This is a genomic window from Stenotrophomonas sp. K-6, assembly GCF_056861555.1.
Window position 1 is genome coordinate 839,033 of sequence record NZ_JBSPUC010000001.1, and the last position, 12,701, is coordinate 851,733.

Genomic DNA, 12,701 nt, shown 5'->3' on the forward strand with positions numbered 1-12,701 from the left:
TGACCAGGCCCGCCACGTGCGGGCCTTTTTTATGGACGCAATATGGCCCTTTATACCCTGACGGTTGATCTGCTGGCCGAGACGGGCAGCTTTGAGCGGGACTTGGGCAAGGCTGCGCGCGCATCTGATCGTTCGGCGCGTTCCATGCGGCAGATGCAGCGCGAGATGTCCGACAGCTTCGCCCAGGCTGCACGTGACGCAAAGGTGTCCGTAACCAGTATTGACCTGAGCATGGCCACACTCGCCAAGGGGTTCGGCGCGATCGGTGGTGGCGCGCTGTTGGGAATGTTCATCACCGAAACCATCAATGCGCAGAATGAGTTGGCGCAGCTGAATGCCGCCCTCAAGTCCACCGGACAGGCCGCTGGCTTCAACAGCAGACAGCTGACGGACATGGCCGACAAGATGGCCAAGGCGACGATCCATTCGTCGGGCGAGATCGTCAACGCGCAGACGCGCCTGCTGTCGTACACCGGCATCGTCGGTGAGAACTTCCCCCGCGCGCTGCAGCTGGCGATCGATCAGTCGGTACGCCTTGGCGAGAGCATTACCCAGTCCGCGGAGACGGTTGGCAAGGCGTTGGAATACCCGGCCGAGGGTGTCTCTGCGCTGACCAAGCAAGGCTTCAAGTTCACCGCACAGCAGAAGGACATGCTGGCGTCGCTGGAAGCGGCCGGAAGGCTGGGCGAGGCGCAGGCCATCGTCATGGGGGTGATGGAAGAGTCCTATGCCGGTGCAGCTAAGGCCGCGCGCGAGACGCTGGGCGGGGCGCTCATCGGCCTGAAGGAGTCCTTTAACGACCTGCTGGGCAGCCAGGCACAGAGCGGTGGAATCGCTGCCGCTACAGCAGCGGTCAATTCCTTCGCCGAGAATCTCAGTGTGGTGGCAGCGGCCGCCGTTCCACTCGGCGTAGGCTTGGGTGTGTTTTACGCTGGTGGCAAGCTGACCAAGGGCATTGCTGCACTGAATGCGCTCTGGGCGACGAACGCGGTCGTGGCCAATCGCGCCTCAGTAGGCATGATGGGCATGGTCCCAGCAACTGTTCGCCTCACAGCAGCGCAGACCGCCGCCCGCGTTGCAGCGCAGGGATTGTCATCTGCCTACGCTGCCCTTGGTGGCCCGGTCGGGATTGCCGCCGCACTCGCCACTGCAGCGGCCGGTTGGTGGGTGATTCGCGACAGCACGAAAGATGCCGATAGCGCGCTCATCGACTTCAACGGAACGATGGATGACACCATCGATAAGTTCCGCGAGCTGAACAAGCAGCAGCAGGCGGGCGAGATCCTGCGACTGCAGAAGGAAATGCAAGCGGGTTACGACGCAATCGCCAGCGCCATTGATCGTATGTACGGCGTGGCGAACAGCGAGGTCGGTGGCATTCCCGCTCGTGAGTATGGCAAGGAGGTGCGCGCGCTGCGCGAGCAATTGCAGGCCGGGAAGGTCAGCGCGGATCAGTTCGCTGCTGAGCTCGCTAACGCCAATGCCAGGCTCTTGGAAGGTGCGCCAGCCGCGAAGCGGATTACCGATAGGTTTGTTGAGCAGACAGCGTCAGCCGCCACGCTGGGCCTGAAATACGAGCAGCAGAATCAGCTGCTCGGCACGTTCATCGGCACCAGCAATGGCGCCGAACGGCAAACCGATGCAACGACGGCAGCGTTGAATCGCCAGGCAGTAGCATCCAAGGCCGCTTCCGACGGGATCGACCAGCACCTGAAGTCCCTACAGTCCAGCATCGACGGCCAACTGGTGAATCTCGTGCGCCTGAAGCAGGGCGCCGAGGCAGCCTTCATGGTTGACGTCGGGCAGAAGATCAACGCAGCCGGCGGCGCCGACAAGCTCAGCGCGGAGCAACGCGCTGAGTACAACAAGCAGATCGCGCTGGGGCTGAGCCTGATTCGTCAGACCGAGGTGGCCCAGAAAGCTGTGCAGTCTGCGAAAGCGGGTGACAAGGCGGCGATCAAGGAGCAGAAGGCCGCGACCGACGCGCTCGAGCGCTACCGCCAGCAGGCGGAGCTGGCCGCAGCGGCGATGAATGGCCCGCTCGACGAGGCGATGGCCAAGCACCTGCAGAACATGGCCGAGTACAACGCCGCGATGGCCAAAGGCAACATCGCCCAGGCTGATGCCAACGTGCTGATGGCCCAGAGCGCAATGGAATACGCCAAAGTGGCGGCGGAGGTGGATCGGGCCATTGCGAGCCCGGAGGCCTTGCTTGCGACCATGGACGGCGAGCTGGCGATGCTGGGCAAGATCGGCCGCGCACGCGAGCTGTATCGCCGGCAGCTGCTCAACGAGCGCGACATGCGCCAAGAGCTGCAGAAGGCGGTGGAGGCAGCCGGTGGCAAGGAAGCGCTGGCGCTGGCCAAGGGCGCGGCGAGCTACGAAGAGTACGAGCGTTCGATGCTGGCTGCGGCTGATGCGTCCGCGGCGTTGTCACTGCGCGTGGAAGAGGCGGCGGCCAACGTCGAAGCATGGGCCAACGTGGTGATCTACGGTGTCGGCGACGCCGCAGATGCCATGGCCGACTTCGTTGCCGGTGGGCTCCGCGACTTCAACGGATTGTGGGACGACCTGAAGGACGTGGCCAAGCAGGGCCTCCGCGACCTCGCGCGCCAGCTGCTGCAGCAGAAGCTGGTGATCCCGATCCAGACCCGCATCATGGAAGGCTTCAGCAACTGGGGCAGCCAGGGCGGCGGCTTCAGCATGCAGAGCATCATGGGCATGTTCGGCGGCAACGGATCTGCCGCCGGTGGCCAGAACGTTGGGACGATCGCCGGTCTGTTGTCCAAGGGGCAGGGCCTTTTCAGTGCCGGATCTGCCGCGTCGAGTGGCGCCAGCGCGGGCAGCCTCATGGGATTCGGCAACAACGTAGCAGCGCTCACCGGTGGCGGCGCCGCGGGTGGGTCCGCAGCAGCTGGTGCCGGTGCTGCTGGCTCTTCCGCGGCGGCGGCGGTGCCGATCATCGGCTGGATCATCGCCGGGATGATGAAGAACGCCGAGCTGTTCGATCAGGGCTGGGACATCGCCAATGGCGAAAGCTGGACGGGCAAGATCGCGACGGCCGGCGCTGTAGGCCTTGCGGACAAGAGCTTCCGTGGGCTGGGCCTCAACGACAAGACCGCCTCTATCTTGTCGGGGTCCAGCATCCACGCAAAGCTGTTCGGCCGCACCGCGCCCAAGATCACCGGGCAGGGCATCACCGGCAGCTATGGCTTTGACGGCTTCGCTGGCCAGAGCTACGCGGACGTCAAGGCGAAGGGCGGTCTGTTCCGCAGCGACAAGAAGTGGACGCAGTACACCGGCCTCGATCCCAACATTGACCGCACCTTCGATATGGCCGCACGCCAGGTGCGTGGTGCTACCACGGATCTGGCCAAGCAGCTGGGTGTGGATCTGACCCAACAGCTGGCCGGTGTGCGGGTGAATCTCGGCAAGCTGTCGCTGTCGGCCGACTCGGCCGAGGCCAAGGCCCAGCTGGAAGCCTACCTGGGCGACATGACCGACCGCTTGTTCACCGAGGCGGTGCGGGCGTCCGGCTTCGGCAACCAGCTGGACGGGTACTACGAGTCGGCCGACGTTTTCTCCGCGCTGAGTGCGTCGATCGCGCTGGCCGTCGGCAATGCCGACCAGCTGGGCCGGGCACTGAACAGCATGGAGATCGAGAAGGTCAACAAGGCGGTGGACTACTTCCAGGACCTGGCCGGCGTCGCAGGCACGGACCTGGCCACCCAGATCGAGAAGGTCACCGGCCTTCTGGGCAACTACGCCACGCTGATGGCGGATGTGTCCACGCAGCTGCTCACCGGCAACTTGACGCAGTACCAGTCCCAAGCGCTCACGATTGAGCGCACGTACCGCCAGCAGGTAAAGGCCGCCAATGACTACGCCAAGGCACTCGGCTTGTCCGGCGCGCGGGCAGAGGACCTGGCCAAGATCGAGGCACTGCGGGCGACCAACATGGGCAAGCTGCAGGCCCAGATCGATGCCGACAAGAAGGCGATGAAGTACGGGCTGTCGATCAGCGACCTGTCGCCGCTGACCGACCAGGAGAAGCTGCAGGAGACGATGCGCGAGCTGGAACGCGCGGTGTCAGGTGGGGACAGCAGCGCGGCGCAGGCGGCCGCACAGGCCGCTCTGGGCTTTGGTCGCAACCTCTACGCCAGTGGCCAGGACTACAACAGCCTCTACGGGCAGGTCACCGGCCTGATCGACAGCATGAAGGTGGGCAACCTCGACCTCGAGGACGGCACCAGCATGGGCAAGCTGGCTGACGTGATCGAGGCGCTGCCGGACAACTTCAGCCGGGCGGTGTTCGACCTGGTTGTCGATGGGAAAGGCCAGGCCGAGACGACCTCGGCGGTGCAGCAGAGCAACACCCTGCTGGCAGAACAGAACCAAGTGCTCCGCGAGCTGCTGCGCGTGACCACGTCCGGCGTGCGCACCAGCAACAGCTCCGCCATCCGCGAAACCCTCAACAGGTAACCCCATGCAAGAACGGAAACTCACCCTGATCGATATCGGGGCGGGCGCGCTGCCGTCTGTCACTCCGGTCACGGCGCAGAACTCGTCCTGGTTCCCGACGGTGTACGTGTCACCGGAGACGCCCCCGGTGGATGGGGTGACGCCAGAGCCGGTCGCCGACGGCGTCCTGATCGAATGGGACGCCGTTGACCAGGCCGGGGTGGTCTACATCATCGAGCGCGGCCCCGCCCATGATGGACCGTGGACGGAGATCCACCGGACCACCCAAACCCGCTACCTCTACAGCGATGGCAGCGGGCAGAAGTGGTACTTCCGCATCACCGCCTCGGTGCGAGGTAAGCCGGGGGTGGGGACGGTGGTGGAAGGTACACCGACGCCCACAACCGCAGAGTTGATCGCAGCCCAGCAAAAGCTGGACAAGGAAATTGCAGACAGGATCGAAGCGAATGCGCTTGAGGCGGCAGCTCGGGCGGAAGGGCTGGCACAAGCAGCCCAAGATCTAGCGCTCGAAGCACGAGCGCGTGCCGACGGTGTGCGCCAAGCGCTGGATGCCGTGGGAGCCGAGACACAAGAGCGAGCCGATGAGCTGCTCAATGAGCGGATGGAGCGGAGCGCCGCGATTACTGAGTTGTCTCATACGCAGCAGAGTGACCATGAATCGCTCTCCCGCGCGCTGTCGGAAGTTGCCGCCGGCAGTGGTACGCAATTTGACAGCAAGCGAATCTGGTACTTCGATGACGGCGTGGAAGGATGGACCGGCAACGGCGAACCCGGCTTCGATAGCGGGTGGCTGCGGCCGGCCAACGCAGACGCGTCCCCCTATGTCCAGTCTCCTGACACGCTTGGCCTAGATGCCGGCGCTTACAGCCATGTGAAGCTGCGGGTCCGGAAGATAGGTGCGCCCGTCTGGGTGGGTGTACTCCGTTGGGTAACGATTGACGATCGCGACTGGAAATCTGTCAGGACGTTCGAGATCTCCGAACCAGTTTGGGACACCAATGGGATTGCTACGGTCACCGCTGCAGAGATCCCCTGGGCCGGCGAAGTGACGGCCTTTCGTGTACAGCTCGGCGACTCGCAGACAGTTTCCCACTATTACCTGATCGACTGGGTTGCAGTGGGGCGCCCGACGCCAGGCGCGGGCGTGGCATTAGTCCAAGAGGAGTCAGCTGCTCGTGTCGCTGCCGATAGCATTGAGGCATCCAAGCGGGAAACCCTAGCGGTCCAGTTGCGCGGCGACTATGAGGGGACGGACCTGTCCCAGGTTGCCACCGGCCTGTTCGCGGCCGAGCGAGACGCACGCGTCAGCGCCGATGATGCCTCGGCATCAGCTATCGAGATCCTGCGGGCCCGCATGCCGGTTGGCGATGGACCGCTGGCCACCGAGGCGAGCGTGACAGAAGAGAGTCAGGTGCGCGCTGATGGGGATAGCGCCAACGCGCGAAATATCGAGTTGGTGCAAGCGCGTATGCCAGCCGGCGATGGAAAGGTGGCGTCGGTCGAGGCCTTGGACAGCGTTACGGCCAAGGTCGAAGGGACCGAACAGGGCCTGGTCTCCATGGGCGAGCGGGTGACCTCGTTGAATGCTCAGTTCGACGGCGAGCATGCCGGCGAAGACGATTGGAACGCCGGCGAGAGCGATTGGAGCGCCGGCACCGTAACCATCTACACGGTCATCGCCGATGGCGATCATACCCAAGCCAAGAAGACGGACGCGGTTACGACCGAATTTGGCGAGTTCAAGGCGGGGGTGACTGATCAGATCGACGCGATCGCGGACGATGTATCGGCGCAAGCGCAGCAGCTTGTAGGCGTACACGCGGAACTCGAGGGAAAGGCATCCACGGACGCAGTCAACCAGCTCCGGTCGAGGGTGGACCAAAACGCCGAAGGCATTACCGCAGTGTCCGAGCAGCTGGGGTCGGTCAAAGCGGAGGTTGCGGACAAGGCGAGCGCGCAGGTGGTACGGGGTATGCAGGCGCAGGTCCAGCAGACCGCCGACGGCCTTACACGGGTCTTGGCCAAGGCCTTCCTGCACCTGATCGCTGACGGCGGCAATGGACCCGTTGTCGGCGGCATGGAGATCGATAACAACGGGCGTGTGGTGAACACGCGGTTCCTGAGCGACACGTTCGAGATCATCGCTCCCGGCGCCGATCGCGGCATGGAATGGCGTGACGGTTACCTACGAGTCTGGAACGGCTCCGCGCAGCGAATCATTGGCACCGACTTCGGCAATGGAAGCGAGGGGCTGATGGACTACTTCGGCCCCAATGTCGGCGCCCGCGCGGCGACGAAGGCGAATGCCGTGATGTGGATGGACAACGGTGGCAACGCCTACTGGGGGGGCGCCCTGGCTGCTGGCGTCCTGCGTAATGCGGTGCAGACCACCACCACGGTCATGGCGGGAACGCAGTTGGTCTGCGGCCCGTTCTCCAGCAACGGGCGCAACAAGAGCGTGGTCTTCAGCTTCAGCCGTACGGTACGTCGCACCAAATCGGCGTATGGGTCGCAGGGATTCGTGGCCGGCGCGGGTGAAAACACCTGCACGATCAACATCTATCGAAAGGTGGAAAACGATCCGGAGACGTTCTGGACGCAGCTGGTAGCCCGAGGTGGGGTGAGCATCAACAACGAGGTCGACGGACCCGATGTCGCCATATCGGCGTGGGGCGGTGCGGTGACCCTCAACGATGGCGCCGACGGCAGCCGCCAGCGGCAGTACCGCGCAGAGATCGTCGGTGCCAGCGAACAGCAAGTGACGCACCAATCAGGCAGCTTCAATGCGCAGGCCATTGAACAAAGCATGTCGATTGTGTCCGTAGAATCCTAAGCCGGAGAGAACATGGCGCTCAAACACATTGACCAGGATGGTATCTATCCTGGCGGCAAGCGGGGGCTGCCCGGTCGGGCAGCGATGGCGATCGTTAACGAGAATTCAGCCGAAACCGAAGAGCGCTTGAGCGCACTCGAAAGCGGCACCGGTGGCGTGGTTGATGACATCGAGGCGTTGCAAAGCGGATTGGCGACCGAAGCTCAGAGCCGATCCCAGATGGATGCGGTGCTAGGGGCCCGAATTGACTCGGAGCGTGAGTCCTTGGAGGCACTTGACGCTCGCATTCTTGGCAAGAGTCGATTGATCAACGGCAACTTTGACTTCACCCGGCGCGGGGTGGCGGGTTCCCGCACCAGCGCAGAGTACGTCGAGTTCTACACGGTGGACCGCTGGGTGTGCGGCTTCGTGGGCATCAACGGAAACTGGGGTGTGGGAGGTACGCCGCTGGGTGCAATTGCCGGCTCTCGCCGCTTCCTCGGGTACAACATCGTGTCCGTCGCAAACAACAACTCTGCAGCCTATGTCGGGCAGAAGATTGAAAGCTGCGACACCTTTGCAGGTAAGACTGTCACCCTTTCCATATGGGCGCGCAGTAATGTAGCCGGGAAGAAAATTGGTGTGCGCATCTTGCAGCTGATGGGCACTGGCGGAAGCCCCTCGGCCAATACCTCGACGGAATGCTCTGCCGTTGCGATCCTAACAACCTCTTTCAAGCGTCATACCTTCACGGTCACACTGCCCTCAATGGCCGGCAAGACGCGCGGTAACAATGGCAACGACAGCCTGTTCGTCGTTTTGGACTACTGCGCCGACTCGACGTTTTACGCAGGTCAGATCGTGGCGCAGACGGGTCTCTTCGAGATTGCGCAGGCTCAGCTGGAAGAGGGGGGCGTCGCTACCGACTTTGACTTCCGCCCGCTGGCGTTGGAACTCACCCTGTGTCAGCGCTACTACGAGAATAGTTATGGCGAGGACATCTATCCAGGAAGCGCCGCCGCTGTCGGCTACGCCTCCGCACTGGTAGCCACCAGCGGTTACTTCTTGTCGGCATCACCAGTATTCAAGGTTCCTAAACGTTCCGTGCCTGCCGTGACGACCTACCGGTACGATAACGGCGCAACCGGGCAGATGACCGAATATGGCACTACGGGGTCGCTGATCGCAGGCCGCCCAACCTCAATCACCAACATCAGCACCAACGGGTTTGAGGTCCGGAGCGACAGCTCTCCGGGTGCAGGCAACGTGGTTCGTTACCACTGGGCAGCAGACTCGGAGCTTTGATATGTACAAACTGACCAACGACCCTGATGTGGTCCTCAGCACTGAAACCGGAACATTCATCCCTCGCGGCCATCGGTTGTGGGATGAGTACGAAGCATGGCTCGCAGCCGGCAACACCATTCCCCTGCCGGAAGACACGCGAACGCTTTCCGAGATCAAACAGCAGCTGATCGCTGCGGCGACAGCGTTGCGCTGGGAAAAGGAGACAGGCGGTATCGAGCTTGGCGGCGTGCGCGTGGGCACGACGCTAGACGATCAGAACCGGATCAGCGGTGTGCTCTCCGCCATCGCCCTAGGTGGCTTGGTGGAGGTGGACTTCAAGGCCCAGAACGGATGGGTCAGGCTGACCGCGTCGGAGATACAGGGCATTGCCCAGTACATCTCGGCACACGTGCAGGCGTGCTTCAGTGCTGAGCGGGTGCACCATGAAGCCATCGAGAGTCTCGCGAGTGCAGAAGAGCTCGCGGTGTACGACGTGACGCAATCCTGGCCAAGCTAGGCGAAGCCTATGCCTGCGGTTGCAGTAGATCTTTGACGTTGTTTCGGGGGGTGTTAACCGCTCGGCCGACGCGATAGGCCTCCATCGCCGGCGGCTCGCTGGCCAGCAGCATCGCCATCGCGTCGTCGGGCTCCGCCGCCAGCCACTCATCGGCTTGGTCGGCGGTCAGCCACACCGGCATGCGGTCGTGGATATCGGCCGACACGCCACTGCTGTCGCCGGTGATGACGGTGAAGGTTCCCAGGTTGTCCGGGTCGAGCAGGGGGCTAGTGTCTTCCCACAGGCCGGCCGCCAGCAGCGGCCCGGTCGCGTGGATGAACCACGGATCCTTCTTGCCGTCCTCGGTGTTCACCGACCACTCGTAGTAGCCGGCCATGGGGATCAGGCAGCGGCGCTTTTTGAATGCCGACCGGAATGCTGGCTTGGTGGCCACCGTCTCGATGCGGGCGTTGATCGTGGAGCCCTGCAGCTTCTTGGCCTTGGCCCAGAAGGGGAGCAGGCCCCACGCCAGGCGGGTGACCTGTAGGCCGGTGCCGCGATCGAGGATCACGGACGCGCGCTGCGTCGGCGCCAGGTTGTAGCTTTCGGGGATCGACATCAGGTCGCCGACCAGCTGGGGGAAGCCCAGGGTGTCAGCGTTTCGGATCGGGGTCTGGACGAATCGGCCGCACATTGTGTGATCCCGTGCCCCAGTCAGGGACGCTTCTTTCGCATCACTTTGACCGGTCCTGTGTGATTATCCGATGTCCGGCCAGTGAAGGAGATCGCCATGACGCCCGGCGCCGAGAGAATTCTCGACCACTGGGCGGCCGCCCCGGATTTTCGCCAGATTACCGTCCGAGAGGCCGCACGGCAGCTGCAGGAGTTGGTGCCCAGCTATCCCCATCCCTCCGACCACCCCGTGGCGATCTGCGTCAATGGCTACCGGTGGTTTGGCTCCGAAATGGAAGCGGTTGCCGACGCCATCTATCGCACGGCGCGAAGGCCTCATCGGCTGGATGAGACGCTGGCCGGCCCGCATTGGGACGTGGAACGCGATGATGAAGGCCGTTGGTCGGTGCCGGGCATGTGCTTGGCCCGTGTCCATGCCGAACGAGCCTCCGACCGCCTCCACACGGCCTGAGCTCGGCAGCCCAGTTGGACAGTTCTTCCGGCCGCAGGTCATAGTTGCAAGACCTAGTCCTTACGGCCACCCATGAGCATCCTCAATGTCCTGATGACGCCGGAGCGAGCATTCGTGGCCGTCGATACCCTTGCTCAAGACGCGGTCAGCGGGGAGGTCTCAGAGGGTGCCAAGCTGCTGCTTATCCCCCAGCACAACATTGTCGTTGCCGCGCGTGGATCCGGGCAGTTCTTCCTTCGGGTGTATCAGCTGTGCCTTGAGGCCAGCTTCCGAAAGGCCTTCAGCATCGAGCTGATCATGGGGGAGGTCGGGCCCGTCATGGACCAGATGTGGCCCAACTATGTCCAGGCGATCCGGGATGCCAAGATGGACTTGGGTCAGTTGCAGTCGGAAATTGTCATGGTTGGCTGGTCCAAGGCGCAAAGCCGGATCGTCGGCACCGCATACGCGAAGTCAGTTGTCGAGCAGCCCACCCATGTCGCCGAGTTGGTCGGCGGGATAGCCGCTCCAGGTCAGCCACTGCGCGATCTTACAGATAGCTTCCGTGCTGACGCGATTCTCGCCGCTGGGCGCCGGCAAGCCGAGTACGTCAACGCTGAAGAGGGGCGGCACGTCGCCGGCGGGCGGCTCATCGCGGCCTTTCTCCAGCGCGGTGAGACGGTCGTGAGGGATCTCGGCGCCATCTGACAGGCTTCGGTGGGTCCGTCGCGGAGTCTGAGACTCTGGTCCGTATCCTACGCGCATGCTCCCTCCCGACTTCCGCTGGCGCTCGGTCGCCAGCCGCCCTGATGAACTCCCGGATGCAATCTATTGCGGCATGACAGAGGTGCTGCGCCTGTCGCAGCGGGTGGACGATAAGATCTGGTGGGTCGAGGTGGACCGTCATCTTGACGATCAGCACCGCGGACGCCGGCTATGCACCAGCTACGAGCAGGGCGTAATCGGCTCGGAGCAGTGGGCGGTCAGGCACCAGCAGCGGCTTCGCCTGGAGATCGATCAGAGGGAAGTGGCCCGCGCCGCTCAGCGAAAGAACCGGACTTGGTAGGCAGTCAGCCGGCGTTGCCTCCGTATCGGCGCGTGCGACCGCCGGCGGCGACAGTAGCTGGATGGATCAGAAGAGCATCGGCAAGGCGCGCTGGGCGCGCGCGAAGGCGGCTTCGCTATGGCAGCAGGCCGACGACCTCGACAGGAATCACAGCGGCGACTGGCGGGCGAGGGCGCAGCGGGGGAGGGGGGCGGCACGTCTAAGAAAGGACGCCGCTAGGTTCGAGGGCATTGCTAACCGCCTGGATCCCTTGTGGGAAGATCATGACCCCGCCCGCTTTGGGCCGAAAGCGGCCTGAACGGTGATGCCAGCCACTGGTCGCCGACGGACGGCAAGTGAAATCGTCCGTCTCACTCCGATACTTTTTGTATCAGACATCTTTGAGACGCAGAAGTGTCTAAAAGCAACACCTCTTGCGGCCCGTTCATCTTAATCTGGATGAAGATGAACGAAGCTAACTCACTGTTTTTGTATGGATTTATTCTCCGTTGAATCATCAAATTGAACGTGATATGGCCCGTTGTCGTTAAGCACTAGTCAACGGACAAATTCTGCGGCAACATCCGCGGCCAAGCCTAGGTCAGGCCTTTCGCCACGAAGGCGAAAGATTTCATACACGCGGCCGTTATGGTCGTTAGCACAGGATGCTTAAAGCCGATGAGCGATGGTACGGGGGGACCCACCGGTCCGACGGTAGATATAGATTTGGAAGAAGTGTTGGCGGATGTGTGGGCCCGAGTGGTCGGCCAGGCCAACAAGCTGCTTGAAGCGCATGAGAGTTTTGGGTTCGTTCATTTCAATGCGAATCTGAACCCCACTCTGCCTGAAGTTTTGCAAGCCTTTGCAACTGTCGATTTCGTCCTTAATAAGATGGTAGACAGTGGTTTGTTGAAGCCCGAAGAGGCGATGACAGCCATCAACATTCGCCAATGTATTTTGAAGATGAAGGCTCTCTCTCTGGCCCTGTCGGCCAAGGACGAGGACGGCTATGAAAGAGTTATCGAAGAGCTGCGCGCGCACTCTCGGTGATCACCTCCCTGGAAAGCAAAGAATCACCAACTGGAGAAATATAATGAACGGCACCTACCTGAACTTTGATCTGTACGCACTAGCGCAGCCGAAGAACAGGACCGATCTAGCTGCTCTGGCGCACGAGATCAACGCCGAGCTGGACATCATTGATGCTCACCTGGACGCCGCCATTGCTCGTTGCACGGCGGAAGCCGCTGTGAACTGCTGATCCGGTTGCAATTGAGACGAAGAGGCCCCGCGAGAGCGGGGCCTTTTTTTGGGCTTTCGTCGGCTGGTGCGACTCGACGGGTGCAAGTGACCGCATGCCGCTGCGGGCAGTCATGGTTGATCGTCTCGCTCGCTCCGCAATCGACACATGATTGCAGTCCTACCGGGGAAAATTGAGTCCCGCTCAACGTGAATT

10 protein-coding genes are annotated in these 12,701 nt (G+C 62.6%); 9 read left to right on the plus strand and 1 reads right to left on the minus strand.

The features are described 5' to 3' along the window. Positions 1-42 precede the first annotated feature (42 nt). From AC13F7_RS03775 to AC13F7_RS03790, 4 genes are read left to right on the plus strand one after another with little or no spacing between them, the layout of a single operon-like run. Positions 43-4,482, plus strand: coding sequence for a phage tail protein (locus AC13F7_RS03775; RefSeq protein WP_482999293.1), 4,440 nt, complete (start codon positions 43-45; stop codon positions 4,480-4,482). Positions 4,483-4,486: 4 nt separating this feature from the next. Continuing rightward, positions 4,487-7,315 carry a hypothetical protein gene (locus AC13F7_RS03780; RefSeq protein WP_482999294.1) on the plus strand — a complete coding sequence of 943 codons (2,829 nt, stop codon included), beginning with the start codon at positions 4,487-4,489 and terminating at the stop codon, positions 7,313-7,315. Between the two features lie 12 nt (positions 7,316-7,327). Then, positions 7,328-8,599, plus strand: a complete 1,272-nt coding sequence (locus AC13F7_RS03785; protein ID WP_482999295.1) for a hypothetical protein — start codon at positions 7,328-7,330, stop codon at positions 8,597-8,599. A 1-nt stretch (position 8,600) separates the two neighbouring features. Beyond that, positions 8,601-9,098, plus strand: a complete 498-nt coding sequence (locus AC13F7_RS03790; RefSeq protein WP_482999296.1) for a DUF4376 domain-containing protein — start codon at positions 8,601-8,603, stop codon at positions 9,096-9,098. A 7-nt stretch (positions 9,099-9,105) separates the two neighbouring features. On the opposite strand, the gene AC13F7_RS03795 is transcribed toward AC13F7_RS03790, so the two are convergent. Next, positions 9,106-9,771: an SOS response-associated peptidase gene (locus AC13F7_RS03795; protein ID WP_482999297.1), complete on the minus strand. Its 666-nt coding sequence runs from the start codon at positions 9,769-9,771 to the stop codon at positions 9,106-9,108. 96 nt (positions 9,772-9,867) lie between these two features. Between AC13F7_RS03795 and AC13F7_RS03800 the strand changes: the two genes are divergently transcribed. The 5 genes from AC13F7_RS03800 to AC13F7_RS03820 all read left to right on the plus strand — a co-directional run bounded on the left by AC13F7_RS03800 (position 9,868) and on the right by AC13F7_RS03820 (position 12,506). After that, the gene (locus tag AC13F7_RS03800; RefSeq protein WP_421116062.1) at positions 9,868-10,221 is read left to right on the plus strand and encodes a hypothetical protein; all 354 of its coding nucleotides are present in this window, start codon (positions 9,868-9,870) and stop codon (positions 10,219-10,221) included. A 72-nt stretch (positions 10,222-10,293) separates the two neighbouring features. Then, positions 10,294-10,908 (plus strand): hypothetical protein, encoded by a 615-nt coding sequence (locus AC13F7_RS03805; RefSeq protein WP_482999298.1) that lies wholly within the window; start codon positions 10,294-10,296, stop codon positions 10,906-10,908. Positions 10,909-10,963: 55 nt separating this feature from the next. Beyond that, positions 10,964-11,266 carry a hypothetical protein gene (locus tag AC13F7_RS03810; RefSeq protein WP_482999299.1) on the plus strand — a complete coding sequence of 101 codons (303 nt, stop codon included), beginning with the start codon at positions 10,964-10,966 and terminating at the stop codon, positions 11,264-11,266. A gap of 657 nt (positions 11,267-11,923) precedes the next feature. Further along, on the plus strand, positions 11,924-12,295 hold the full coding sequence (locus tag AC13F7_RS03815; protein WP_482999300.1) for a hypothetical protein: 372 nt from the start codon (positions 11,924-11,926) through the stop codon (positions 12,293-12,295). A gap of 43 nt (positions 12,296-12,338) precedes the next feature. Further along, entirely contained in the window at positions 12,339-12,506 is a 168-nt protein-coding gene (locus tag AC13F7_RS03820) for a hypothetical protein (protein WP_482999301.1), read from the plus strand. Positions 12,507-12,701 lie beyond the last annotated feature (195 nt).